The organism is Chryseobacterium formosum, from assembly GCF_026460885.1.
GTDB lineage: Bacteria > Bacteroidota > Bacteroidia > Flavobacteriales > Weeksellaceae > Chryseobacterium > Chryseobacterium formosus.
Window position 1 is genome coordinate 13,801 of sequence record NZ_JAOVZW010000029.1, and the last position, 25,955, is coordinate 39,755.

Annotated in this window: 23 protein-coding genes; 22 read left to right on the plus strand and 1 reads right to left on the minus strand. The window is 31.8% G+C overall.

Annotation, left to right across the window (positions count from 1 at the left end):
- The first annotated feature begins 77 nt into the window (after positions 1-77).
- Positions 78-4,286: a hypothetical protein gene (locus OF897_RS19635; protein ID WP_267267364.1), complete on the plus strand. Its 4,209-nt coding sequence runs from the start codon at positions 78-80 to the stop codon at positions 4,284-4,286.
- Positions 4,287-4,390: 104 nt separating this feature from the next.
- On the opposite strand, the gene OF897_RS19640 is transcribed toward OF897_RS19635, so the two are convergent.
- Positions 4,391-5,053 carry a S24 family peptidase gene (locus OF897_RS19640; protein WP_267267365.1) on the minus strand — a complete coding sequence of 221 codons (663 nt, stop codon included), beginning with the start codon at positions 5,051-5,053 and terminating at the stop codon, positions 4,391-4,393.
- An 891-nt stretch (positions 5,054-5,944) separates the two neighbouring features.
- Between OF897_RS19640 and OF897_RS19645 the strand changes: the two genes are divergently transcribed.
- The 21 genes from OF897_RS19645 to OF897_RS19745 all read left to right on the plus strand — a co-directional run.
- Positions 5,945-6,100: a hypothetical protein gene (locus tag OF897_RS19645; protein WP_267267366.1), complete on the plus strand. Its 156-nt coding sequence runs from the start codon at positions 5,945-5,947 to the stop codon at positions 6,098-6,100.
- Positions 6,101-6,168: 68 nt separating this feature from the next.
- Complete coding sequence (locus OF897_RS19650; protein WP_267267367.1) at positions 6,169-6,336, plus strand: hypothetical protein; 168 nt, start codon at positions 6,169-6,171, stop codon at positions 6,334-6,336.
- Positions 6,337-6,516: 180 nt separating this feature from the next.
- A complete protein-coding gene (locus tag OF897_RS19655) occupies positions 6,517-6,768 on the plus strand; it encodes a hypothetical protein (RefSeq protein ID WP_267267368.1) in 252 nt (83 codons plus the stop codon).
- Between the two features lie 327 nt (positions 6,769-7,095).
- Positions 7,096-11,091 (plus strand): DNA/RNA non-specific endonuclease, encoded by a 3,996-nt coding sequence (locus tag OF897_RS19660; RefSeq protein ID WP_267267369.1) that lies wholly within the window; start codon positions 7,096-7,098, stop codon positions 11,089-11,091.
- 5 nt (positions 11,092-11,096) lie between these two features.
- Complete coding sequence (locus OF897_RS19665) at positions 11,097-11,666, plus strand: hypothetical protein (RefSeq protein ID WP_267267370.1); 570 nt, start codon at positions 11,097-11,099, stop codon at positions 11,664-11,666.
- A gap of 312 nt (positions 11,667-11,978) precedes the next feature.
- Positions 11,979-13,133 (plus strand): hypothetical protein, encoded by a 1,155-nt coding sequence (locus OF897_RS19670; RefSeq protein WP_267267371.1) that lies wholly within the window; start codon positions 11,979-11,981, stop codon positions 13,131-13,133.
- Positions 13,134-13,311: 178 nt separating this feature from the next.
- Positions 13,312-13,917 (plus strand): REP-associated tyrosine transposase, encoded by a 606-nt coding sequence (locus OF897_RS19675; RefSeq protein WP_267267372.1) that lies wholly within the window; start codon positions 13,312-13,314, stop codon positions 13,915-13,917.
- Between the two features lie 167 nt (positions 13,918-14,084).
- Positions 14,085-14,624: a hypothetical protein gene (locus OF897_RS19680; RefSeq protein ID WP_267267373.1), complete on the plus strand. Its 540-nt coding sequence runs from the start codon at positions 14,085-14,087 to the stop codon at positions 14,622-14,624.
- A 659-nt stretch (positions 14,625-15,283) separates the two neighbouring features.
- Positions 15,284-16,426 carry a hypothetical protein gene (locus OF897_RS19685; RefSeq protein WP_267267374.1) on the plus strand — a complete coding sequence of 381 codons (1,143 nt, stop codon included), beginning with the start codon at positions 15,284-15,286 and terminating at the stop codon, positions 16,424-16,426.
- A gap of 154 nt (positions 16,427-16,580) precedes the next feature.
- The gene (locus OF897_RS19690; protein ID WP_267267375.1) at positions 16,581-17,021 is read left to right on the plus strand and encodes a hypothetical protein; all 441 of its coding nucleotides are present in this window, start codon (positions 16,581-16,583) and stop codon (positions 17,019-17,021) included.
- A 155-nt stretch (positions 17,022-17,176) separates the two neighbouring features.
- Entirely contained in the window at positions 17,177-17,656 is a 480-nt protein-coding gene (locus OF897_RS19695; RefSeq protein WP_323809081.1) for an REP-associated tyrosine transposase, read from the plus strand.
- A gap of 241 nt (positions 17,657-17,897) precedes the next feature.
- On the plus strand, positions 17,898-18,215 hold the full coding sequence (locus OF897_RS19700) for a hypothetical protein (RefSeq protein WP_267267376.1): 318 nt from the start codon (positions 17,898-17,900) through the stop codon (positions 18,213-18,215).
- 68 nt (positions 18,216-18,283) lie between these two features.
- The gene (locus OF897_RS19705; RefSeq protein WP_267267377.1) at positions 18,284-18,988 is read left to right on the plus strand and encodes a hypothetical protein; all 705 of its coding nucleotides are present in this window, start codon (positions 18,284-18,286) and stop codon (positions 18,986-18,988) included.
- 352 nt (positions 18,989-19,340) lie between these two features.
- On the plus strand, positions 19,341-19,751 hold the full coding sequence (locus tag OF897_RS19710) for a 5-fold beta-flower protein (protein WP_267267378.1): 411 nt from the start codon (positions 19,341-19,343) through the stop codon (positions 19,749-19,751).
- 431 nt (positions 19,752-20,182) lie between these two features.
- On the plus strand, positions 20,183-21,955 hold the full coding sequence (locus tag OF897_RS19715) for a hypothetical protein (protein ID WP_267267379.1): 1,773 nt from the start codon (positions 20,183-20,185) through the stop codon (positions 21,953-21,955).
- A 405-nt stretch (positions 21,956-22,360) separates the two neighbouring features.
- On the plus strand, positions 22,361-23,098 hold the full coding sequence (locus OF897_RS19720) for a hypothetical protein (RefSeq protein ID WP_267267380.1): 738 nt from the start codon (positions 22,361-22,363) through the stop codon (positions 23,096-23,098).
- Between the two features lie 378 nt (positions 23,099-23,476).
- Complete coding sequence (locus OF897_RS19725) at positions 23,477-23,653, plus strand: hypothetical protein (protein ID WP_267267381.1); 177 nt, start codon at positions 23,477-23,479, stop codon at positions 23,651-23,653.
- A gap of 1 nt (position 23,654) precedes the next feature.
- Positions 23,655-24,809: a hypothetical protein gene (locus OF897_RS19730; protein WP_267267382.1), complete on the plus strand. Its 1,155-nt coding sequence runs from the start codon at positions 23,655-23,657 to the stop codon at positions 24,807-24,809.
- Positions 24,810-24,849: 40 nt separating this feature from the next.
- The gene (locus OF897_RS19735; RefSeq protein WP_267267383.1) at positions 24,850-25,305 is read left to right on the plus strand and encodes a hypothetical protein; all 456 of its coding nucleotides are present in this window, start codon (positions 24,850-24,852) and stop codon (positions 25,303-25,305) included.
- A 138-nt stretch (positions 25,306-25,443) separates the two neighbouring features.
- The gene (locus OF897_RS19740; protein WP_267267384.1) at positions 25,444-25,665 is read left to right on the plus strand and encodes a hypothetical protein; all 222 of its coding nucleotides are present in this window, start codon (positions 25,444-25,446) and stop codon (positions 25,663-25,665) included.
- A 1-nt stretch (position 25,666) separates the two neighbouring features.
- Positions 25,667-25,955: hypothetical protein (locus OF897_RS19745; RefSeq protein ID WP_267267385.1), on the plus strand; the 289-nt coding region annotated here is incomplete at its 3' end.

Below are 25,955 nucleotides of genomic sequence, written 5' to 3' on the forward strand. Positions count from 1 at the left end.
TCAAAGTAGCACCTTAGGGAGATGTATCTGTCTAAGGTGTTATTTAAATCTTAACAAATCATTAAAAATGAACAATAATGAATAATCAATTAAATAATATACCGGAAGAATACCGTGAGTTTATTAAATTAAGTGATATATCGATCCAATACCGTAAATTTAGCAAAGGACAATACATTGAGCATACTCAGTTTAACGAATTTTTAGATTTTTTTGAAGACCAGGATCGTTTATCTAAAGTAATGCTTCAGGGAGTAGGAATTGTATGTGGTCTTAAACCAAAACTTTTCTATAAAGATAGAGTGTTGAGTAACATACAGCTATCTCAGGGAGTAGCAATTACAACTGACGGAGATTTACTTAGTTTAAATAATACAAGTAAAATAAGTGAGGAATTATATATAAGTGATCTGAAAACGATCAATATTGAAAGTAAGGCTTACACACATTTTAAAGCCTATGATAATTTCAAGGTGAACTATCCTACATTTTATGACGAAAATGACGATCAGATTCAGCTTTGGGAATTAGCAACAGCTCAAGAAGCAACTTCAGATTTTAATCCCATTAATGGCTTATCAAATTTAGAAGATAAATATTTGCTGCTGTATTTGGAAAGCTATGAAAAAGAAGTTAGACCTTGCAGAGGTGTTGATTGTGATAATCATGGAGTTCAGCAAATTCGAAATCTCAAAGTGTTGGTTACAACGGCGCAGGGTATTAATTATATTCTTGCAAAAGATAATATCCAACCACGTCCTTTGTTTATAGATGATGTCTTAGGAGATATAAAACAGGAGCGTGTTATTTTGGAAAGGCTTATTCTGGAAGAGGGAAATAAGAAAAAATTTTCTTCTTCCGATTTAAAAAAGCTTTATACTGACGTTTTAGAGAGAAACGGATACGGAGAAACTGTTTTCAAAAAAATCTATGAAATCTCTAAGATGATGGGATTGTCAGTTGCGGATCATCTAACCTTTAAAAGTGTATTGGAAGATTGCCTTGATCAAAAATATGGTTTTCAGTACGCTTATGATGTAGTAAAAGATTTAATGGATACGTATTCAGAAATTATCAAACTGCTTCCTAAAACATTTACTCAAGGGATTCCGGATTTCACTTCTTTTCCGAAACATATTATGCTTGGAAAATTAGGATCAGAAACTCAACTGGATTCTTCAAGACATCAGTTTTATTATTCTCCTGTTTTGGATGATAAAAAAAGGGTACAAAAAGTTAAGACATTAATTAATCGTTTTAATCAGCAAGTAGAAAATTTTAAATATATGATTGATGTTGAGGAGGATGCACAGATTAAAATTACTCCTTCGCAAAAATTAAATTCTCTGGGAAATAAGGCAATTCCTTTTTATTATCAGGTTACGGAAAATTTTTTAAAAGCTTGGAATTTCGATAAAACCAGCCATCGATCATTCAAAAATAATTTAGCACATAATACTGATTTGCTTTCTCAGGATGCGCAGATCCAAAAACCTTTAGAGTTTAATATAGATCAAAATGGCTTTTACAATATTGAAGGTCATCAAGGTATGGATTATAAGGATGCTTTCGAACAGATTAAGCGGATAAGAGATGAAAAACAATTAGGATTTGATATTATGCTTCTTTCTTTTGACGAGCTTATCGGAAATAAAGACCTTTCAAAAGCATATTTCAATGAGTATATAGAAAAATATTCAGGACTGGAGCACAGACATGGAGTAGTAAAAGGCGGTACTTTTGTGATGATTTACGGAGATGATGAAAAAGATAAAACGGTGGTTGCAGACTTTTCACTTTCTTATATCTGCTGTACACCAAAAGTTAAAATTAATTTGAGCTTACCAAACAACACTATTTGTGCTAAGGCAGATCTTATTCCTTTCACGGTATTACCTTTCAATGGCGTCGTGACTGCTAATGTGGAATCTCCTTTAGATGGAGGCGTAAAATTAATCAAAGGATTATACTTCTTTGATCCGACATCAGTAAGCCCGGAATTGCATAACCAGCAAATCAGCTTCAGTGTCAACGGACAACCTACCGATTGCAGTATTAAAGTCATTACAGAACCGAATGTGAAAATTGTTGTTGAAAAGGTTTCATATCCTGAAAGTGATTCAGTAACGACTATTGTGAAATTTAAAGTTTCCGGAGATAATTTTATAGATTATCAGTACAGCTGGGATTTCTTGGATAATGGAAATCCGATTATCTTAAATCCAGATTCAGAGGGTAATGTTAGTTATGCTTTCTATAATCTTTCACCTAAAAGAATTCCGACTATAAAAGTAAATGTAAGTGGTGGTGGATGTTCTCAGGATATTGCAATAAGCGATTGGTATGATGTTCCAAACAATCTTTCGGTTGATGCCGGTCCGGATCAGACTTTTACTAAAGTAGCTATGAAATATGGTACACCTGTTTTAAGAAAAATTAAAAATATAGGATCTCCCCCTAATTATGGTGCACATGCGAATCCTAGTGACAGATTTTTAATAGAACTGGGCATAGAAAACGGATTGGGTACTGATATAAATACTTGTAGACTGTATTACAAAAAACAATCAAGTACTGCATGGTATTCTGATGGATCTTCCGTTTATAACGGTTCTCATACAGATGCGCTTTTTAGTAATATTATCAATCAGGGAGAAATACTTGATTTCAGATTAGGTGTTTATATTTTGGGTACTACAACGGAAATATTCAGTAACGTATTAAGTGTACCTTATTCGGAACTGAACAATGCTACAGAAGGAGAAATAAGAATACCTGACGAATGGATAGCTCCGGGTACTGTTCAGTCTGTTTTTTATCCGTTTATTGTGAATTTGAACGGACATGCAGAAAGTATAGGTAGTCAATTGGGTGCGACTTTATGGGAGGTAGTGTCAAGTCCGGCAGGATCCGTCTTTAGTTTTGGAAATACGGCAAATTTAGCTACGACTTTTACAGCAGATATTTTCGGCACTTATGTATTGAGATTATCCGCTACTAATTCTTCAGGACAGAGTGCTTCTGATGATATGAAGATAATATTCATTCAAAAACAAAGCTCTCGACCAGCAGTATCTATAGCATGGGCGGATGGTTCTGTAACACAAAAATCATGCACAGAACCTATCTGTAATTTTACAATTACAGTCGATGCAACTGATCCTGACGGAGATATTGTAAACATACATGTTCTGAAAAAGATTGACAATGGTGCATGGAATGTATTTATTCCAAAACTTTCCACAAATACATTTACAGATTATATTAATACAGAAGGTAAACAGGAATATCAAGCAATTGCTATTGACGCAAGCAATAATATGGCAAGTTCATATAGTCTCATCTATATTAAAGAAAAAGCGGAAGTTTCAATTTGTGAAAATTTATCCAATATTAAAAATGCTAGATTAGATATACAAAATCTATCTAATTTCCCTGCTTGGGTAGTTGCAACAGTAGATATTGCTGCATCTGCAGTTGGTAAACCAATGGATTTATCTCATGAAATATATTATAGAAGATGTAATGATATTTTTGTGAATACCGTTGAAGTTTTAGGGACTAAAAACGAAGTATTACAGAGTTTTGAAGTTCCAAATAATTTACAAAGTGGCTTTACAGGACATAAATCTGTACCATTTACCTATACGCCGACACAAGCCGGACAAATCAAGGTTAGAATTAGTGAATATTCTTCTTTTATATCATCTGAAGAAAGCCCCGCTCATTTGCATATAGATTCACAGCTTTTATTTTTGAATAAAGGTGAGGTATGTAATGGTATTTCAGCTGAGCATAATTTTTCTATATATCAGGGTGCTGATTGCAGTGAACCGGAATTTGTATATACTGAAAACGCAAGACATGAAAGTTTGGATAAATGTAGCCAGAGTAAATTATCTTTTACATTAACAGGAAATAAATCTGATGTCCCGATGATATTCAGCTTGACTGGTACTCCTTCAGGAGCAATTGCAAGTATTTTTGTAAATGGAGATGGTAAAATTGTAAAACAATCAGATGGTACAAACCTAACTTATGTAGAACAGATTGCAGATGGAGATCCTGAAGTTACAGCAATTCCAATTAATGTAAGTGTTAACGGAGAAATTAATGTTGATATAGTTCTTGAAGCCAGTCAATCTGTAAAATATAACAGAGAAATGGTTATTGGTTCGTGCGATAGTGGTCCAAAAACAGAGTTTACACAGAATGCATTAGTAAAAATAGAAAGTACATCGCTGGATGATATATTATTAAAGAATACTAAAATAATTTATGTTTAAAGGATTTATGTGAGATGATTTCATGAATCTGGACAAAAAGTATGAACTTAAAAAAAAATAAAATCCTCAAATTTTGAGGATTTTATTTAATAACATCGTGTCGATTATCTTCTATTGTTCTTACGTCTTGTACTGATGATGTTGAAAAGTTTTGCAACATCCCGCAGATGAACTTCGATATCATCATAATATTCATTGAGAGAATGAAGAGTGATAATGCCTTTTTCAACATCATGATTGATAATGCGTTTTACTAAAATACCTTTCTCTTTGTGAACGACTACAAAATCCCATTTATCATAATGCAGTTTACTCATCCAATAATCTTGTCTTATGTTTCTGCAAAGGATGATGTCGCCTTCCAGATAGCTTTCGTATGATCCGTTATCCATACTGTCGCCTTTTACTTCAAAACACATATATTCACCTCGGTGCTCTACATCGTCAGTGAAAGGAATTGTAGGTAGACTTTCTATATATTCTTCATCTGCAAAATTATGCAAATAGCCAGCTTGTGCATATTGATTCGCAAGCGGAACATTCATAACCTTTAGGTCTGAAAAAACTACAGGAGATGCCCCGGTATCTAATTTATTTTGTTGCTCTTCAAGTAGGTTGTTTACAAAATAAGCGGTCGTTTCAGGTATTTTTCGTTCGCCTTTTTCCCAATATTGTACGGCTCTGGTGCCAACTCCTATTGATTTTGCTATATCAGCCTGCTTCATTTTTAGTTTCTTCCTGATTTCTTTGAATTCTAAATAGTTCATTTTGATATGTTTATAATTAATTTATAAAAAAATACGCAAAATATTCATTTTTAATTTTGAAAAACGAACAATGTTCGTATATTTGTCATGTTGTTAAACTAGAACGATACAAAGATACATAATTATATTATTGATTTAATATTTTTTTAATACTTGATTGTTGTTTTTAAGCTAAATAATTGCTTGTAATCAGTGAGTTATTATTTGTTTTTGACGCTTTAAGTCGCTTGTAGAAAGGCTTTGGTATTTATTTCATATAAGAATATATAAAGTAAAAATATTTCTTTTAAAATTAAAAATATATGAAAAAATATCGGATTTTTAATTTATTAAATGATTTATGTTCGCTTTTAATAATTGTAAATGAAAAATATGCGCTTTGTTTTGGTTTGAAGCAATCATTTAAGTTTTTGAAATAATAACACAAGTTAAAAAAATAGAATACTGCAGTTAATGTATAAAATATCGAATAATTATCATCGACAATAAAAATAATGAAACACCCAAAAAGCACAAAAAAAATTATGAAACCAACTTAATTAACATGTAAAGATTATTTAAAATTTGAATAGAATTTTTTACTCTTTACAGCAAATTACTGATAAGCAAATGCGACTTTTTAATTGTTTATAAAATACTCACTCATTATAAACGTTAATAGGATCATTTACAAAAAGTAAAACTTAAGAACAAAGAAGTTAGGTCTGAGAAAATACCACATATCAACTTCTAAAAAACCAAAACTAAATTAATGTAATCAGGCATCTGTTAAAGACTTAAAATAAGTCTTTAGGACTCTTATTGACTCAACTGAACTGTGAGAATGTGAGAAATAATAGATGTTTAGTTCAAAAAAACAAACTTTTTAACATAAATAAAAATTAACCAAACATGAAACGTAGCAAAGAATTAGTAGAAAAAAGAAAAGATTTTGTAATTGATTATGTAAAGCGTAACCAAAACAAACAGATGAAAGTAATTGTAACAGAGTTAATGGAAATGTTATTCCTGTCTGAAAGAACCATCTATAACATTATTCAGGGATAGAGTATCAAAAAATGAAGGCTAGGAAAATCAATTTAAAGCGAAAAAAACAACTGAAAAAATTAGAAACCATGAAACAAAAGAGAATAAAAAGAATAAAAAAGAACAGAGCAAAACGGCAAATGCCTGTAAGAGACATCAATGATCTTATCGATGAATTAGCTTATCTGGATGAAAATGAAAATATTCTGAAAAGCAAACGGTTTTTAGATGATATGTACATACTTGATTTTGAATAATTAAGCATCTGAAAATTACAAAAACAAAACTTCTAACCAAGAATATAGGAAATAATGAATTTAGATAGTATAAAAGCACTCTTCATCGGCACAGCAATAGCGTTTTCGGGAGGATTGCTAAGGGTGTTGGTTTCCATACAGAATAAAGAGAAAAAACAACCATGGGAACACTTTATCACATTGGCAATAGTAGTGATTGTTGGTCTCACCATGAGTTATTTAATGAACAAAGCTGAATTGCACGACAAATGGTACTCTACAGGAGTACTGTTTGTGCTTGGCTACGGCTATGATAAATTTTTGAAAATGATCACCAATAATCTCCCAAACTGGATTGATACAGCAGTGAGTCTTTTTATTGAAACCAGATACGGCGTAAAGACAGACAGGCATTTTGATGTGGAAGAAGAGAAGAAAGATGATGCAGTCTAATAAAAAATAAGTTGTGAAAAACTCTTTACTGCAATTACGGAAACCATCACTCAAAAAACGAATAATTCTCCCTGAAAAGAATGAATTTTGAAAATGAAAAACCTGAAAACTCAAATTAACGAGAAATAAAAATGATAAGTGGTTCAGCATTACCTGTTTCTCATCACTTAGTTGAATTACCACTTCTAAATACTCAATTTCTTTAAAAAAGATCTGCCGTTCCCGGTTTGATTTTTCACTTCAGCAGGTAGGTATAGAGCACAACAAGACGAGTTGTGCTTTATATACCTTTTTAAAATAATATGTAATTTAAAAAATACCAAGTCAATGAAAGCAGCAAAACCTGTAGAAATAGACAATAAATCCCATAAAAACCAAAGCAAAAAGCAAAAGCAGAAAGAGCCTGTAGTTGTTCATCAATCTGAGGTAGAAGTGGGTACACAAACACAAAAACTAACCAGTTCGACTGTGTTGAACGGATCAGCAAATCCTAATGGTAACGCAGTTAGTTTTAATGGTGTCATTCCGGCTGTTCATGGTTCACAAACCATTTACGATCAGGGCTCAGAAATCATGTATCAAAAACATCAGGAGAGTTTAGCTCAAACTGGTGATGTCAATCATCCCGATACCAAGAATATGGAAAAGAGTTATATGGCAACATTGGGCGCGAGTCAGCTCCAGAATTATACTGATGTTAAGTCCGGAACTTTTCCAAAAACGTTGGAGCAGCAGGCGATGGTTCATCAACAAAGTAAAAAGATCGAAACAACAGATCCTGCTGTAAAACCTTCAGATAAAAAAGGAATACCTATGAAATCTGATGGTGCAAATACGGATCAAGCTCAATTAATGAGTGACAAAGCAGAAACAGCCGAAATTGAAAAGGTATCACCAAATGCGAATAGTAATCCTGAATTTACGGCATTAAGCGGGAAAATTGGTAGTACGGCTAAGCAGCAAAAACAGCATGAGACATCAGGCAAAGCAACAAACGATGCACAAGCTGCAGCTCCATCACCAAGTAACGAGCGCCAAAGTTTGGCACAGGCGAGTCAGGTAAATTTCATGGGTGCGCAGGATCCAGGAATGTTCAAGAAAGAAGATTTCAAAGCTTTATTGAGTGAGAAAATACACAATATTGAGCTTCCTGCTAATGAAAAGGAAGCAGATGAGTTCGAAAAACACAACAATATAAACGAAGTCAATCAAAAAGCAGTCGGAGATGTGAAGAAGGAAAAGAATGTCGCAGCACATGATATTGCTTCTGCTACCGCAACAAAACCGGATATTGCATCACAGCCTCATCGTGCAGTTGCAAAAATGCCAACACAAAATGTAGGTAAAGCTCCATCTATTCCAAATGCTGCTAAAGCGATGCCTGTAAAAAGAACTGCGGCAAGTGTAGAACAACCTATTCAGGAACAAACCGCAAGCATCGACAGCGAAATGAAAGCTAATGGAGTAACCGATAAGATGTTGGCAAATTCCAATGAACCTTCGTTTACAGATGCTTTAGATCAAAAGAATAAAGCGAAAATCCAAAGTGTTGAAGCAACTCAGCAGTTTAGAAACAACGAATCTAAGGAGTTGTCAAAAGCCCGTACTGATGCACAAGCACAAGCGGCAAGTCATATTAGTGGAATGCATGGTGCAAGAAAAGGTGGATTGGGCAGTGTACATGGTGATCAAAAACAAACTTCAGCTAAAGACAGCCAAAAACGAAAAGAAATTGCCGATCATATTAATGGCATTTATGTGAGCTCCAAAGCAGATGTAGATGGAATTTTAAAGAATTTGGATACATCGGTAGCGCAGAAATTTGAGGACGGAAGTAAACAAGCTAAAAAAGAATTTGAAAAGCACGTTGAGAAAGAAATGAGTGCCTATAAACGCAGACGTTATGGAGAAGCGTATGCAAAACATGGTGCTTTGGTTACAGCTGCAACATGGTTGTGGGATAAACTCACCAGCTTACCTGATGAAGTCAATCAATACTTTGAAAGTGGTAAAAAACTCTACATTAAAATCATGGATGGTCATGTTGATAAAATTGCCGGTCATGTTACCACCCAGCTTAACACAGCCAAAACCAGAATTGCCAAAGGCAAAAAAGATGTACAGACTTATGTCGACAGTTTATCGCCAAGCTTAAGGAAAATAGGGAAAGATGCTATTGTAGATATCCAAAGTAAATTTAATGCGTTGGAAGAAAGCGTAAACAGTAAAAAAGATGCATTGATTGATGTTTTGGCTAAAAAATATGCCGACAATATTGCTAGTATTGATACCCGAATTGCAGATTTAAAAGCACAAAACAGCGGATTGATAAACAAAGCTCTTGATGTGCTAAAAACCAGTGTGTTCGCTATTATTATTGAAATTAAAAATACGCTTACCAATCTATTATCCGGTGTTATCAGTGCGATTCAGGCGATTATTATGGATCCGATAGGATTCTTCAAAAACCTTATTGCCGGAGTTTCGCAAGGATTTACCAATTTCGGAGCCAATATTTGGACGCACCTTAAAACAGGTTTCTTCGGATGGTTAACCGGAGCAATGAAAGGTATTTCTTTAACGATGCCGGAAGATGTATTCTCTTTAAAAGGTGTATTCTCGATTACTTCGCAGGTGCTTGGTTTAACCTGGGGCGGAATCAGATCGATTGGAGCCAGAGTAATAGGTGAACCTGTAATGAAAGTTCTTGAGACTGCTTCTGAAAAAGGTCTTGAAATAGTGCAGGTTGTCCGTAAAGACGGTGCTGCCGGACTTTGGGAATACCTGAAAGATCAATTTGCCGACCTTAAAACGACGGTGATGGATGCCATTATGGACATTATCCAATCTCAGGTAATTCAGGCGGGGATTAAATTCGTACTAGGCTTACTTACTCCAGTAGGAGCATTTATAAAAGCAGCAATGGCGATTATAGATGTGGTAAAATTCTTCATCCAGCGAGCAGCACAAATTATGGAATTGGTAAAAGCATTTACCGACAGTATAAAAGCAATTGCGAGCGGGAATGTAGGCGCAGTAGCCAAATCAATAGAAAATGCATTGGGAAGAGCTGTTCCTGTACTGATTGGCTTTTTAGCTTCATTGCTGAATCTAGGCGGATTGGCTGATAAAATATTGAATGTTATCAGAAAAATACGTCAGCGTATTGAGAATGCGATTGTGAAGTTCTGGAACTTTATTAAAGGTAAGGCTGCTAAACTGTTGAGTAAAACAGGAATTGGGAAACTTGGTAAGAAGAAGGAAAAGGTTGATGATAAACATATCAAAAATATGGATTCTGAAATCGCCCCTGAACCATTTACGATGAATGGAGAAAAGCATACTCTGATGTTTGAAAATGGGGAGATCTATATGGCGAGTGAGAAATTACCATTAACAACTAAACTTAACAGGTTTAGAGATTATGTAGAAGATCATCCTGATGAATTTAAAGGAAAAGGAGTATTACAAGGGATTATCAGATTGCAGAAAAGAAATAATGATGTAAGAAGAGAATTGATCAACGCTAAGAGAACTGTAGAGAGTGATATAAATAAGGTTAGAAAAGAGGATGCACAAGCAGATCTTGATAAGCTAAGTAAAGAAGTCCATGATTTTGGAGAAGAATTTAAACTAAATGATTTAACAGCCCCAAAAGGAAAAAAACTACATAATAAATTCTTCCCTTATAAAATAGGAACACAATTGCTTGAAGGAGGAAGTAAAAGGATTACTTATGGATATGAAGAAGGTAACCAAAAGTTTACTATAGATATACCTGCAAGCGGATATCCAACTAAAGTAGTAGGAGATCAACTTACCTTACATGATTTAGGAAGAGGTTACACGCAAGATCCCGACGGGAAAGTTAAGAATACGGGAATGGATGCTGCTCATATTATTGCCAATATGTTTGGAGGAAGCGGCTATAAAATAGGTGAAAATATTGTTGCTACAAGTGCTGAATATAATCAGAAAACGATGAGGAGACGAGAAGATCAAATTAGAGATTTTGTCGAACAGTCTGCCGATGCGAGTTATTTTAAAATGGATGTACATTTGCAGTATTCTGAAGATAATACTATATTTGAAATGTCTGAAGTAAGAAAACAATTAGCGGAATATACAACAACTGATGATGAGCGAAATATGTTGACTGATGAAGAGTTAAAAACAAGGATTTTGGAAAATCTAAAAAAGACTAGCCAAAAGAGACTCCAAGAAGTGATTTACAATGTATTTCTTTACGACAGTAATAAAGAAGAAATTGATTTTGCAATATTTGAAATAAAAGAATCAGACTTATTATTTGGAACAAAATAAAAAAAATGAAAGAAATAAAAGAACTTATCGAAAATTATATTGAAGCAGAATTTAAAGCAAATAAAGGCAAATATGATATTCAAATTTCCGATTTACAGTACAATGAATTGGAAAGAGATGCTTACTCATTTTATCATTCAATAAACTCCAACCCTTTTGGAAGAGGTGGTAGTATAGACAGGATTATCGGAGATGAGATTTGGGTTAATAGATATCTGAAAAAATATGAAAAAATAATCCCACGAACTTTATTTCAAATTAAGCAATACAAAAATCCAAAAGTAGGAGAAGGATTAGAAAGATGGTTAGTTAATGATGAAATTTTTGCTTGCTATACAAGTTACACAGAAAATACTGGAAGAGAATTAGGATATAATAAACTTTTTTATGTAGCCGAAACAAATGAGGGGATGAAAATAATATATGATTTAACTTTTGGTGTTAAAGAACCAGAATGGCGTCACTCACACGATTTAAAAATAAATCAGGTGAAAAATCCAGGAGAACTTATCGCTGTTGAAAAATATCAAGCTCCAGAAGAAGCTAATAGCTTAGCTGATTATAATGCAGAATAAAACAATTAAAAATTAAAATTAAAGCGGAACTTCATTTGAAGTTTCGCTTTTTTATGCGCTTTATTGATAAAACAAATCCCTAGTTATCGTACGAATCCTTTAATATGATATTTTTATTATCCAATAATTTTTTAAAAAGTTTTTATCTTTATCAAAAACATAATTGATGAGTCGCAATTATAGGTTCTATAACCCTGAAGGATTATATTTCGTAAGTTTTGCTGGATTTTTAAAGATTATAATTTTCTAAACCATACGATGCAATCGTGCGGCAGCGAGGGAAAATCATGTCATTACAGAAATAAAATAATTATGGAAATAAACAAAGTACATTCTGATTTAAAAGAAATCTACAAAGATAAAAATGTAGATAAAAAATTTAATTTCACCTTTGAATATGAAGATGGAGATGAGAAATTTTTATTGATGAAACTTCTAAAAAAGGGATATTGGTCGGTAATGCCATTTGCATTTAGCGCAGATAATATTCTGGCTTTTCAATTAAATCCAAATAAAGAAAGATTTCAGGATACTTCTATTGTATCATTTAATAATACATATCAGGAATGTTTTATGATTTCTCCAAATGTAAAAGGAATAATTCCTCTTACAAATCTGATTTTTATGCATAAAGAGTATTTTAGAAAGCGACTCCAAGATACTATAGATGAAATCATATTGTCATCTAAACCATTTTTTGATTATTTTGGAGGTGGAGATTTGGAATTTTTTAAAGAATTTTTATTGTCAGAATCCAATCAGGAACGTTTTGAAAATGCTGATGAATATAAAGAAGATTTTTATAAAGAATTCTGGAGTCATTATTACAATACTCCAGAAAATACAAAAGCTTTTGAACTATTCGATAAACTTATTCAGAGATTAACTTATTTGCCGGAATATGAAGATGTTGATAATGACTATGGTCTTTGGAATAATTATATAGGTAATGTACTTGCCAAAAGAGCCTATTCGAAAATTAAAATAGAAGATAAAGACAAATGGAAACATTATTGGCGCTGTGCACAATTGCCTCATGGTTTTGATGCTGACGGTAATCGTTTTGAAGAATATACCATTCATCTTGGTTGGTCAAACTCTATATTGGATTCTATAGCAGATTCATTTGATTCAGAGTGGGAAAGTAAGTATGCAATGTTTCCGGAAGAAGTAAAAAAACACCCTCTTTTTGAAGCTACTGAAGCTATAAGAAAAGTTGGAGGTTATGCAGGAGATCTTCATATTAAAGCTGCGGTAATATTAGAAAAAGAGTATAATGATCCGATAGGATGCTGGAATGCTTTACTCAGTGCAGGTTATTGGGCAGGAAGACAAGGTGATCTGGATTTGGTAGAAATGTGTTGGGGGTTAGCAATTGATCTTTCTAGAACACATGGCTGGACTGAGATTCATAATGTTCTATCTGAGCAAATGGAGTTCTATTATCATTATAAAGATAAAATATAAAAAGTCTATTTCTAGCTTAAAGCTGAGTTTCTATTTTAGAAACTCAGCTTTTTTTATTTCTCCACCCCGCTGCGCAAAGTCTCCTGACTTTGAGCAATATTTGCCTAAACAAATTTTCTTAAATTTATCCCGTTTCTGAGAGTCTCCCTCCTTTGAGCAAAAATTAAAACAATACTAAATGAAAGAAGGCTATACTATAACAGATCAGGAAAAACCGCATTTTATTACTTGTACGGTATTAGATTGGATAGATATTAACACAAGAAAAGTTTATAAAGATATCGTAGTTTCCTCTTTAGATTATTGTATAAAAGAAAAAGGAATGATATTGTATGGCTACGTAATCATGAGCAATCACATTCATTTAATAGTACAATCGAAAGAAGGTAAATTATCAGATCTGATAAGAGATTTAAAAAAAATTACGAGCAAAAATATTTTAGATGCTATACAAACAAAACCTGAAAGCAGAAGAGAGTGGATGCTTGATTTATTTAAAAAAGCTACAGAAACCCATAGCAGAAATAAGAACTATCAGTTTTGGCAATATGGAAATCATGCAGAAGAAATATACACCCTACATTTTATGTGGGATAAACTCAACTATATACATCTAAATCCAGTAAGAGCAGGTATTGTGGAAAAAGCGCAACATTACATATATTCCTCAGCAAGCAATTATGCAAATGACAAAGGATTATTAAAAATTAAATTGGCTGATAACCCCATAATTGATGTAACAAAAAAGAATGAGTTTTGGAAATATAATAACTATGATGAATAATAGTTTGCACAAAGTCGGGAAACTTTGCGCAGCGGGGGCTTGTGCAAAGTGTGATATACGAAGTTATGTTAGTAAAACTTAATGGAACTAAAGAGATTAGGCATAATATTAGACCAATAGAAATTGGTGCAGACGAGACATTAAAGAAAATACTTAAATAATTAAATATGGAAGAACTAAGAAATTTTATAACTGCATTTTTAAAAGCAGAAGTTGAAGCATCTAATGCTTCTATTAAACCAAATTTAGAGGACTACAACCAAAAACTAAATTTCATGAACAGCTTTTGTGTAGAAGAATTACACAATAAATTTGGAATGATCCCTAACAACGAATTAAAAAGTGAAGAATTCTATGAAAGATGGAAAGATGCAGATGCATCAAACATAAGACACATTTATAAAATAAGCCATTATGAAGATGATAAATATGACGATGTTTATGTGGTTTATCTTTCAACAGGAAATCCAATAGAGGAAATTTTCACTTATGGAGCATGTCTATTTATAAAAAAAATTAATAATGATTTAAAGGTTGTTAAAAAATATATTTTTGGAGATGAAATGTTATTAAAAGATAAATTTGAAGGGGGTCAAGGTTTAGAAGATATCTCTTTTAAAACCTTAAAAAAGCCAATATATATTGAGCGTTATCTAGAACCATTGGACGATAAAGATGGTATGGAGCATTATTTAAACGATATTTAACTCTATAAATACTATAAAAGCGAAGTTTCTATTTTTTAGAAGCTTCGTTTTTTTTAAGAGGATGAAAATTTTAAAATAATTGCAGTATTTTTAGAAAGAACCGCTACATGGAAAGAATTAGTCGATAATATTATAACTCCCGCTGCGCAAAGCCTCCTGACTTTGAGCAATATTAGCCTAAACAAATTTTCTTAAATTTATCCCGTTTCTGAGAGTCTCCCTACTTTGAGCAAAAATCAAAAATAGTACTAAATGAAAGAAGGTTATACTATAAAAGATCAAGAAAAACCGCACTTTATTACTTGTACGGTAGTGGATTGTAGAATTAGCAGATACTCTGGTTGTGAATGTAACGAAGGCGAACGAGTTTTGGAAGTATAATAATTATGAGGAGTGAAGCATTGGCTCAAAGTCAGGAGACTTTGCGCAGCGGGGTAAAATTGAAAGGCATAAATTAAAAATTCTTGAAGAGATTAATACGACAGCTGCACTCTCTTTGAGCATGCTTTAAAAAATGGTTTAGATATTTTAAAAGCTGCTTTAGAAGAACACAAAGAATTGGAAGGAGATAAGACCGTAAGACAAGATGCTCTTGAAAAAGTAGAAATATTATCAAAAGAAATATGGGAAAATCATGTCATTAAAGAAATAAAATAACTATGGAAATAAACAAAGTGTATTCTGATTTAAAAAAAATCTATAAAGATATAGATATTAAAAAAACATTCAATTTCACCTTTGAACATGAAGATGAAAAAAGACTATTAATGAAGTCTTTAAAAATGGGATTTTGGTCCATAATGCCCTTTGGTTTTCGTTCGGATAATGTTTTAGCTTTTCAATTAAATCCTTCCAAAAAAATGCTTCAGGAATACTCTATTATTTCATTCGATAATGTATATAAAGAATGTTTTATGCTTGCTCCCAATGTAAAAGCTATTATACCTATGGCAAATTTAATTTACATGGATAAAGAGTTTTTTAGAAAACGGGCTAAGGAAAGGATAGAGGAAACAATGGTATTATCTCAACCTTTTTTTGATTATTTTGGAGGGGGTAATCTGGAATTTTTAAAAGAATTTTTGTTATCAGAATCAAATCAGGAACGTTTTGAAAATTTTTCTGAATATAAAGAAGACGTTTACAAAGAATTTTGGAATCATTATTATAATACATCTGAAAATGCAAAAGCTTTTGAACTGTTTGACCAATTAATTGATGACTGTATTTATTTGCCTGAATATGAGAATGCTGATTACGGACTTTGGAGTAACTATATAGGCAATGTTCTTGCTAAAAGAGCTTATTCGAGAATTACAATAGAAGATGTTGATAAATGGAAACATTATTGGCATTGTGCACAATTACCGCATGGATTTGATGGGGATGATAACAGTTTCGAAGAATATACCATCCATCTTGGGCATTCGAGTTCTCTATTAGATTCTCTATCAGATTCGTTTAATTCAGAATGGGAAGAACAATATGCAATTTTTCCCGAAGAAGTACAAAAACATCCTCTTTTTGAAGCTACGGAAGCTATTAGAAAAGTGAAAAATTATGCAGGTGAGCTACACATTAAAGCTGCAGTAATATTAGAGGAAGAGTACAATGATCCAATAGGTTGCTGGAATGCTTTACTAAGTGCAAGTTACTGGGCGGGAAAAAGAGGAGATCTGGATGGAGTAGAAATGTGTTGGGGTCTAGCTATTGATCTTTCTAGAACCCATGGCTGGACTGAGATTCATAATGTTCTATCTGAGCAAATGGAGTTCTATTATCATTATAAAGATAAATTATAAAAAGTCTATTTCTAGCTTAAAACGTAGTTTCTAAAAATAGAAACTACGCTTTTTTATTTCTCCACCCCCACTGCGCAAAGTCTCCTGACTTTGACCGCGCTGCGCGAAGTCCCCAGACTTTGAGCAACGATAAATAAAACAATAAAATAATAATATGGCAATAGGAATCATACAAATGGATTTACACAATCCAAAATCAGAACTTTATTATGATGAAATGCAAGAATTAATTGATAAATATTTGTTAGGAGATCATTCTCTAGAAATAATTAATGCATTAATAGTAGAGCTTGTAGATGATGAACTTGTGTTTTATGCAGAAGAAGATTTTTATTATTCGGAAATATATAGGACTCCATATAATATTATTTCTCAAGATACTTTTATTAAGCTGCAACAAAATGAAATGTTGCCATCTACATTAAATTATTCTTCAACTATGTATGGGAATTTTAAATACGAAGATAAAAAGTTTACACACCCAGAAGGAAAAAAAGATTATCATAAGTCAAATGTGCCATGTATGGTTTATTTTGAGAAAAATATAGTTACATTTTTTATTCTTGATGAAAATGGAGATGTAGGAATAATTTAAATAATGGAGTTGCTAACTTTGTTAGGACACAATTCTTATACCCCCTGCTGCTCAAAGTCTCCTGACTTTGAGCAATATCACCTAAACAAATTTTCTTAAATTTATCCCGTTTCTGAGAGTCTCCTTACTTTGAACAAAAATTAAAACAATACTAAATGAAAGAAGGCTATACTATAAAAGATCAGGAAAAACCGCATTTTATTACTTGTACGGTAGTAGATTGGATAGATATTTTCACAAGAAAAGTTTATAAAGATATCGTAGTTTCTTCCTTAGATTATTGTATAAAAGAAAAAGGAATGATATTGTATGGCTACGTAATTATGAGCAATCACATTCATTTAATAGTGCAATCGAAAGAAGGCAAATTATCAGATCTGATAAGAGATTTTAAAAAATTTACGAGCAAAAATATTTTAGAAGCTATACAAACAGAACCTGAAAGCAGAAGAGAGTGGATGCTTGATTTATTTAAAAAAGCTACAGAAACCCATAGTAGAAATAAGAACTATCAGTTTTGGCAATATGGAAATCATGCAGAAGAAATATATAACTTACATTTTATGTGGGATAAACTGAACTATATACATCTAAATCCAATAAGAGCAGGTATTGTGGAAAAAGCACAACATTAAATATATTCCTCAGCAAGCAATTATGCAAATGACAAAGGATTATTAAAAGTTGAATTGGCTGATAATCCTATAATTGATGTAACAAAAAAGAAGGAGTTTTGGAAATATAATAACTATGATGAATAATAGTTTGCACAAAGTCAGGAGACTTTGCGCAGCGGGGTAGAATTGAGTGCAGGAAGAATTCATGGACATCCAATACCTAAATCAGAATATTTAAAATTAACTAAATAAATTTATAATGAAATCATTTAACATAAAAGAAATAATTGGAAATAAAGGTAAAATAGTATTTGATGACCTAAGTATAGTAGATATATCGCTGGGCATCGAAGATAATATTAATAATTTAAAAGAAGATTTGCTACAAGTTGAATTGGCAAATGGTAATTTATTAGATGTTGGATGGAATCCTTCATTTGATATTGAAGGATATTTTAATGTTTGTATAATAAAAGATTATGACTGGATGGAACCATTCTATCAAAAAGAATGTAATCAATGGAATGACTTAAATGAATTAATAAAAGAAGCAATAAACTTTAATTTGGGAAAGTAGTTAGAAAAGATATATTTTAAAAAATAAATTATTGATTATAAATGAGATTTGGATTTCGGAATTTAATTTTGAAAAACATAATCTTTAAAGAAGGAATAGTTTCCTTTACTAATATTAAAAAAATAATTAATAACAAAATGAATAACCAAATAAACAAACTCCTTTATCACTATAACGAAGAAGGAAACGAAGGATATGATTTAAACGAAGTACAACTCCTTGAAAAAATAGATCCGGACAGAGTTGAAAAATTAAAATTACTTCTTCATAATGACAATCAATATATTGCTTATCAGGCTATGCTTATTTTACTTGCGTGGGCAATACCGGAAGGATTTAAACAGCTAGATAGACTTATTTCCGAAAAATGGGATGAAAAAGAAAGTTTTGAACCCCATAGACTCCATAGTGAAGACAATGTATATGATGTAATTACAAATCCCTTATATATTGCTACATTAAATGGAAAGACGGAACAAGAACTTTATCCATATATTACACACTTTTTGAATATTTATGGTGATAAATTTTTTGAATCCAATCTAAAAGATTTTCTTTTAAAGAAAAATTGCAGACCACTTTTAAAAGAAATAGAACAGGCAATACAAAGTGCCTTACAAAATAAAAGGTATTACCAAGCCAGTCAATTATTTCCGGTAATTGTTCATTATGACAAAAGCAATTTTAATAAATTTATAGATGTCTTTAGAGCTTTAATAAAGCAAGATGATAGAATTGCGTATAATATAGAAGAAGCAGAAAAAAACATCTAATAGATTTGATGTGGTTTTTAAAAAAAGCGGTTTTTATTAGATGATAAAACCGCTTTTTGTTATGAAAAAATGAGGGAATTAAAACCAGAGGTAAGAGATAAAATTTTGCCTAATGAAAAATAAAGTATTAGGATATTTAAAGAGCCTGTGATGTTAAATAGGATTCGAACATAGTTTACAAGTTGAGGTAGGTGAAGATTTATTTAATTATTTTAGCCATCCTATATTTCAAGAAAACTTGCTATATTTATGGAAAAATATAGAGAATTGATGCAACTTTACAGTTATGATAAGCTAAGAGAATGATCATTTTTTAATAAAAAAAAATCATAAACTTAAAAATTTAAAAACCATGAAAAAAACACTATTCATTTGTACTATCCTTTTTAATCTTTCTATTTTAAGCGCACAAACCATTGAATCGGGAAGTCGTAACACAGCAGGTTACATCAAATCAGACGGAACCATTGAAAATAAAAGCCATTCTACAGTTGGCTACATCAAAAGCGACGGTACAGTTGAAAATAAAAGTCACAGCACAATTGGCCGTATTAAAAGCGATGGAACAATAGAAAATAAAAGCGGTTCTACGGTTGGTTATGTTAAAAAAGACGGAACGGTAGAAAACGGTAGTCATTCAACGATTGGTTACATCAAAGACAATGGAACGGTGGAAAACAGCAGTCACGGTACAATTGGTTATGCCAACGGAATTAAAAAAGAATGGGCAGCAGTCGCTTTTTTCTTCTTTAAAATAGAATAATCATCTGTTTTTCGGAGAACTTCCGATAAAATATATAAGTTAAAAATAGTAAGGCTTGGATTTTTATAATCCGAGCCTTTTTTGATGATAGACATACGCTTAATTTTAAATAAACTTCTGATCCTTTTTTACTTAACTATGATCTAGTTCAAATAAAAACATCTCATAATAAATGCTGCAACTACTGAATAGGGAGGCTTAAAAACTTTCACAAGAATAAAAAAACAATGAATTTTGTGCTTTGAAATTAAGTGAAGAATCATTTGATTATTAGATGAATAACATTTACTGCAGCTACAGAATTGAGAAGCTGAAAAATTTTCAAATAAGCGAAAATCAATTTTGAATCTTATATATAACTAGTAAAATTAGCCCTGAAAGAGAATTCTCGCTCAATTACCAATTTCACATAAAATTAAATTTTCAAAAATATGACAGATTTAGAAACAATATTAAGTTGGTTTCAGACCGGCGATATGCCTACAGAAGAAGAATTTAAGGAAACATTTTCTTCTTTTAGGCTTAAAAATACAAAAATTCCGATTGCAGAAGTTGAAAAACTGGAATCATTATTAAATAGCAAAATTAATGCAGATGATTACGTTAAAGACGGTAAAATAAGAGCCGATAAAATCGAAGCTTTGGGACTTACAGAACTGATTGAATCGTCTGAAAAAGATATTTCTGAGTTTGCTGAAAATTCTGATAAATATGAATTTCAACAGAATGATTTTATTGCTATTCCGGATGACGAAGAGAATTTTTCACTATTTATATTTAAAGGTGGGGAGAAAAATAGTAAAAGTAATTATTTACCAACGGGATTGACAAGTATCATGATTTCGATGGTTGAAGGATTGCAAATGGTTTTAGATTCTAAATTGAGTAAACCAACAGAAGTTGGAAATTATTTTATAAATCATAATACAAATTCGGGTTATCGGGCAATCAATCCCACGGTCAATTATCTTTTGTTTTGGAATAATACAGATTTTTTATCATCAGATATATACAATAATTCTGGTAAATATGGAATTGGTACGACTACACCAAGCGAAATGCTGCATCTAAATAATGGCAGAATAAGAGCAAAAGCAATGGTTTTTGATGAAAATTCTGAAATACTTCCTTATCAAATTACGCATAATAATAAACGTTATTATGGTTCCGATTTAACAGGCACATCAAGATTGTTTATGTATAGGGATTTCGCAGACTATAAAGCTCTGTGGCAAAGCTTTACAGAGCCTGAAAAAATAGAAATTAAAACGTTAATGAATGGAGGTTGGACAACCAACACGATGAGTGTTTACATTTCTTATCCGAGATTTATTAAATCTAATGATCCTGAACCGGCTTTCATCACCTTAATAGGAGCTAATTTGAATTTACCGCCCACTTCTTTTACTATCGAAATATTAAATTCATCCGATACCGTAGTTGCAACAATAGACAATTCTCACGTTTCTTTGACAGATAGTAATAAGCTCAATTTTTGGGATAACACTTTGAAATTATTGCCTTTGGGAATATACAAGATAAGATTATGGAATGGCGCAGCTTATTATATACATAATAATGCTATTGAAATTAAAGATATTATAGATGTTGTTGATTTATCTGATAATGTTTGGACTATAAAAACTTATAATGATGAGCCTTATGACAATATAAATACTTTAAATGATAGGGTAAATATAAGTGTCGATGTTGATTTTGCCAATAACATGCCTAATAATGGGCAAGCTATGATTAGTGCGTTATCTAAGAGTTATGTTACCAATCAAGATAATTTTATTATAAATATAGGATTAACCTGTACTGGAACAAATCCCAACAATGATAACAATTTATTCCCATTAGGTTTAACAACAACGGACACTCCTAATTTATTTACCGATATGCTTATTTGGATGGGGTATTCAGGGAGTAATTATCAAATTAATCAAATAAAAAGTAGTGTAGGAGGCTTTTTCAACGTACCTATATCAACAGAAGCAACTTTATTGATACAAAAACAAGGCTCTAATATAACAGTTGTACTAAGTGTCGGAACGTCAATATTTGTAGGATATACTATTGTTGATACTTCGGTTCTTAAAAATATATATTTTAAAAGTTTATATTTTAGAAATTTCAATACTAACCCTAATAGTATTTCCGGTGCATATATCTATAAAATAAACAGTATAATCAAATATTAATTTGACTTGAGTAAAATTAAGTATAAAACCTTAATTTTAACATACGAAAATAAAAAAGCCTGGATTTTATATTCCGAGCTTTTTTGATGAAAGAAATAAAATTTTCTTAATTATACTTCTTATACTTTCTTTTCCAAATTCAATCAAAATTCATCTCAGAATAAATGCTGCTGCAACTACTGAATGGAGAGGCTTAAAAACTTTCACAAGAATAAAAAAACAATGAATTTTGTGCCTTGAAATCAAGTGATGAATCTCTTGGATATGAAACGGATACAGTTATTGCAACTACAGAACGGAGGCACTGAAAAACTTTCAAATAAGCTAGAAAAAGGTGAATTTTGGATTCTAAATTATGAATGATAACTGGTACGAAAAGTAGCTGTAAAAGAATATAAAAACATTATGGACGAAAAAAATAAATTAACCACAAGAGAACAACTGAAAACCTATTTCGAAATAGGTGATCAGCCTACCGAAAATCAGTTTGCAGAGCTTATAGATAGTTATGCACATTTAAGTGAGTTTAATTTTGGGCTATCAATAAGACCGTCTGCAACTACTTCTTCTAAGTACTATCATTTTTATAAAGCAGATAATGTAATGAACTCTGGTGCAGGACATAAAATAGTTGAAAGCTTACCGGATGTTAATCCTAAAGAAATAAAAGGTTATTCACATATTTTAAGCAGAGTTGTATATTATAAACATCTTGATGTAAAACTTGTAGGTGACATCGATATAAAAAAACACCAACCCCAAATTATAATAGAACGTTATAAACAGAGAAAAAAATTGCCAAACGGTTATGTGAAACCTGCAGGGTTTTATAAAGAAAAAATGACTGATGCAAAAAGATGGAATAGAAAATCAGAGTATATTGTAGAGAATAAAGAGAGTATCATAGATATCGAACCAATACATTATTTCAGACCTCATTCCGATTATAAAGAGTTTTTACCTTCGGGAAGCATAAATAAATCGGAGTCTTTTAAATATAAACACAGGAAGCCTTTTGCTGTTGTACAAGCAATATTGGAAATCAATATTAACGGAATCATTTATAGATCCCGTCCTGTAGGAATGAAAATTATTTTAGGCTCTTCTGGCACATTCGATGCCATCAATTTTGTATTCCATTAAAATATAAACAATAAAATAAACACTAATACCTGAAAACTTATGGAGAATAGATTGTATTTTTTAATGATGATCTTAATTCAGGCAGGCAGTTATTAATGGGATAAACCTTACTTTTCTGAATATTCAATAAAGTGTAGGATTTTCTTTCGTGAGAGACTCTGGTTTGGTACTATCAAACTGTAATTTTTAGAGATTCTCCTTTTGTGAACAGCCTTCTGTTAAGGTTTTACAATTATTTCAGGTATACTTAATAATCATTACAAAATCTACAAGATACTCTATTCGTACACATACCAAATTTTCAAATTTATTTAAACCCAAATTTTCAATATCATGACAGATTTAGAAACAATATTAAGTTGGTTTCAAACCGGCGACATGCCTACAGAAGAAGAATTTCAGGAAACATTCTCTTCGTTCAGGCTTAAAAACACAAAAATTTCAATTGCAGAAGTTGAGGGATTAGAGTTATTATTAGGCGGGAACGATGGAGGAACATGGATGTTTCCAAAACCTATAGCCCAAGAACCAGAAGAAACACCACAATACGATTAAAATGGCAAAATTTAGAGAAATTATAGTAAAGTCCCTCGACCTTGAATCGAGAACATATACCAATGGCGATGATGAAATAAAAGATATTCTACCATTAGAAATTTATCTTGTTCCTAAAGAGAGTGGAGAGCATGACCGTTATGTTTCTGATATAAATTCTTTGGTTTCAAAACAATTTGCTGGAGAATCGGGGGCATTTATTCCGATGAATGGGGTCGATCCATATAGAGAAAGAATAACAGGTGCATTTTATCAGGGAAATTTAGGAATTTATGATCCCTTGTATCTGAATGGACATTATAGGTCATATCGAGGAAATCAGTTCAATAATGCTTTTGATAAAACAGAATTTGTTACAAGTTCACCATATGGAGATCGACTAAGAGTAACAAAAGCATTAGAATATTATGGGGATTCAGTATCAGTAAGCGTAAGTGACCAATCATATTCTACGAATAGTCAGTTAGTTGTAAGTTATAATTGGATGTATGCAGACCAACCAAGAATATTTTTTTATGTTTCAAAAAATAATAATCAAGGTGCTAAACAATCTACTTTTAATATCACAGATTCTGGTTTGGAAATGGATTTTTCGACATATTATGTTTCAAGAAATTTTCAGATAAATACGGATGGCTTTAAAATGACTGGCTTAACAAATGCTCAGGGTGACCCAACATTTACAAAACAGATTGTGCAGAAAGATGATGGAACTCTCGGATATGAACCTAAGTCTTACGGTGGTGAAATACAAAAAATACCCTCAATTCATTCAGAAGTTTTAGAATTGAATAGAGAAGAAAATTATGTAATATTTGGTATAACAGTTCCATATCATAAATCCCCTGATTATTTTAACCCTATTAAAGCGAGGGTAATTCATAACGAAATTTCATTCTTAGGAATTGTTTACAGTAACGACAATACTGTTGGAGGTGGTCAGGTCGCTGAAAGTGATGTGAGTTCTATATGTACTTTAGGTGGCATATCCGCTAACATTCAAGAAATATATGCACAAGTAAAAATTAAAAATCTAAGCACGTATGAAACGAATATTTACGTTCCAAATATGTTTTGCTTCGGAATAAACTTAAATATTGATGGAATATTGGTTAGTAAAAGATGTGCCTATCAACCAGTTAAATCAAAATTATAATGTTTTAAACACAAATTAGTAAAAAATAAATTAATAAAATATGATAGCAATTCAAACAAACAAAGACGTGATTTTCAATTCTACGAGAGGAATTATCAAAATGGAAATCGATTTATGCCAAAACAAGCCTAACCAAAAAATCTATGAAATGAGAATCATAGACAGTATTAGTAAAGTATTAGACCAAGAAGTAACAACTAAAGATGAAGAAGGTAACGATGTTAAGGAAACAATTCAGGTAAGAAAAACATTTGATACAAAACCTCCAAGATTCAAAACAATGACCTACAAAGAATTAGATGCTTTAGCTGAAATTCTTAATATAGATATAACCCAAGGAAATTTTAGAGAAAGTATTAACGAACTTTTCAGAAGAGGGCTTTTAGCAATTACTCAAAAAGAATGTATTGATGGAATTAGTGGTGAAGTAGGAAGAGGACTTTACTTTACAGAAGCTCAAGATTGGGAAATAGTAAAAGAAGAACAACAAGCATAATAAATGAAGTTTGCGTATATTCTGTCAGAATACTAAAAATTGAATCTTCAATAATTAAGAAATAAAGTATTATAAAACTTTACACTTCAGCTTACATCACCAAACTACAAATTTTACTTAAAACCAAATCCAAATACCATGACAGATTTAGAAACAATATTAAGTTGGTTTCAAACCGGCGACATGCCTACAGAAGAAGAATTTCAGGAAACATTCTCTTCTTTTAGGCTTAAAAATACAAAAATTCCAATTGCAGAAGTCGAGGGGTTGGAATCATTATTAGGCGGGTATGAAGGAGGAACATGGATGTTTCCAGAACCTATAGCCCAGGAACCAGAAGAAACACCACAATACGATTAAAATGGCAAAATTTAGAGAAATTATAGTAAAGTCCCTCAACCTTGAAGCGAGTACATATACCAATAGCAATGATGAAATAAAAGATATTTTACCTTTAGAAATTTATCTTGTTCCTAAAGAGAGCGGAGAACATGACCGCTATGTTTCTGATGCAAATTCTTTGGTTTCAAAACAATTTGCTGGAGAATCGGGGGCATTTATACCGCTTATAGGAACTGAACCAAATAAACCATTAACAGGAGATTTCAAATTAAACTATGTTAACTTTAAAACAGGCTCAGATGGATATG

Bases quoted from the DNA above. Each gene is read 5' to 3' on its own strand.
- OF897_RS19635 (WP_267267364.1), top strand. From the start codon at position 78: ATGAATAATCAATTAAATAATATACCGGAAGAATACCGTGAGTTTATT.
- OF897_RS19640 (WP_267267365.1), bottom strand. From the start codon at position 5,053: ATGAACTATTTAGAATTCAAAGAAATCAGGAAGAAACTAAAAATGAAG.
- OF897_RS19645 (WP_267267366.1), top strand. From the start codon at position 5,945: ATGAAACGTAGCAAAGAATTAGTAGAAAAAAGAAAAGATTTTGTAATT.
- OF897_RS19650 (WP_267267367.1), top strand. From the start codon at position 6,169: ATGAAACAAAAGAGAATAAAAAGAATAAAAAAGAACAGAGCAAAACGG.
- OF897_RS19660 (WP_267267369.1), top strand. From the start codon at position 7,096: ATGAAAGCAGCAAAACCTGTAGAAATAGACAATAAATCCCATAAAAAC.
- OF897_RS19665 (WP_267267370.1), top strand. From the start codon at position 11,097: ATGAAAGAAATAAAAGAACTTATCGAAAATTATATTGAAGCAGAATTT.
- OF897_RS19670 (WP_267267371.1), top strand. From the start codon at position 11,979: ATGGAAATAAACAAAGTACATTCTGATTTAAAAGAAATCTACAAAGAT.
- OF897_RS19675 (WP_267267372.1), top strand. From the start codon at position 13,312: ATGAAAGAAGGCTATACTATAACAGATCAGGAAAAACCGCATTTTATT.
- OF897_RS19680 (WP_267267373.1), top strand. From the start codon at position 14,085: ATGGAAGAACTAAGAAATTTTATAACTGCATTTTTAAAAGCAGAAGTT.
- OF897_RS19685 (WP_267267374.1), top strand. From the start codon at position 15,284: ATGGAAATAAACAAAGTGTATTCTGATTTAAAAAAAATCTATAAAGAT.
- OF897_RS19690 (WP_267267375.1), top strand. From the start codon at position 16,581: ATGGCAATAGGAATCATACAAATGGATTTACACAATCCAAAATCAGAA.
- OF897_RS19695 (WP_323809081.1), top strand. From the start codon at position 17,177: ATGAAAGAAGGCTATACTATAAAAGATCAGGAAAAACCGCATTTTATT.
- OF897_RS19700 (WP_267267376.1), top strand. From the start codon at position 17,898: ATGAAATCATTTAACATAAAAGAAATAATTGGAAATAAAGGTAAAATA.
- OF897_RS19710 (WP_267267378.1), top strand. From the start codon at position 19,341: ATGAAAAAAACACTATTCATTTGTACTATCCTTTTTAATCTTTCTATT.
- OF897_RS19715 (WP_267267379.1), top strand. From the start codon at position 20,183: ATGACAGATTTAGAAACAATATTAAGTTGGTTTCAGACCGGCGATATG.
- OF897_RS19720 (WP_267267380.1), top strand. From the start codon at position 22,361: ATGGACGAAAAAAATAAATTAACCACAAGAGAACAACTGAAAACCTAT.
- OF897_RS19725 (WP_267267381.1), top strand. From the start codon at position 23,477: ATGCCTACAGAAGAAGAATTTCAGGAAACATTCTCTTCGTTCAGGCTT.
- OF897_RS19730 (WP_267267382.1), top strand. From the start codon at position 23,655: ATGGCAAAATTTAGAGAAATTATAGTAAAGTCCCTCGACCTTGAATCG.
- OF897_RS19735 (WP_267267383.1), top strand. From the start codon at position 24,850: ATGATAGCAATTCAAACAAACAAAGACGTGATTTTCAATTCTACGAGA.
- OF897_RS19740 (WP_267267384.1), top strand. From the start codon at position 25,444: ATGACAGATTTAGAAACAATATTAAGTTGGTTTCAAACCGGCGACATG.